This window comes from Vibrio sp. 10N.286.55.E10, from assembly GCF_002872555.1.
Lineage (GTDB): Bacteria > Pseudomonadota > Gammaproteobacteria > Enterobacterales > Vibrionaceae > Vibrio > Vibrio crassostreae.
Genome location: NZ_MCSD01000036.1, coordinates 1 through 593, shown reverse-complemented (window position 1 = coordinate 593; position 593 = coordinate 1). Strand labels below are relative to the sequence as shown.

Sequence of the window (593 nt, the reverse complement as noted above, 5' to 3'; positions counted from 1 at the left end):
ACGTTCAATTGATTAAACGCGTTGTTGGCAGTGAACGTCCAATGACCATTGGCATCAATAGTCAGGTCGCCTTTGGTGCCTGAAATAGAATCCGGCGTGAACGCATTATCTGGATTATCCACGTCGGTGCTGGTTAGGGTGCCTGATGTGGTTACCGCTTTGTCGGTTTCATCGATGGCAACGGTCGCACTGCTGACAGTAGCGGCGTCGTTAGTGCCGTTAATCGTCACTTTGACCGTTGACGTTGTGCCATCAATAGACGATACAGTGAAGGTCTCTTCGACCTTATCGCCGACGTTCAATTGATTAAACGCGCTGTTGGCGGTGAACACCCAATGCCCATTAGCATCAATAGTTAGGTCGCCATTAGCTCCAACAATGGAGTCTGGCGTAAATGTGTTATCTGGATTATCAACATCGGTACTGGTTAACGTGCCTGAGGTGGTTACCGCTTTGTCAGTCTCATCCACACTGACTGTTGCGGTACTGACTGTCGCTACATCGTTAGTGCCATTAATCGTCACTTTGATGGTCGAGGATGTGCCATCAACAGACGATACAGTAAAGGTTTCTTCGACTTTGTCGCCAACGTT

1 protein-coding gene is annotated in these 593 nt (G+C 48.4%); it reads right to left on the bottom strand.

All coding sequences use genetic code 11. From position 1 onward, the window contains the following. Positions 1-593: VCBS domain-containing protein (locus BCV39_RS18455; protein WP_198599549.1), on the bottom strand; the 593-nt coding region annotated here is incomplete at both ends.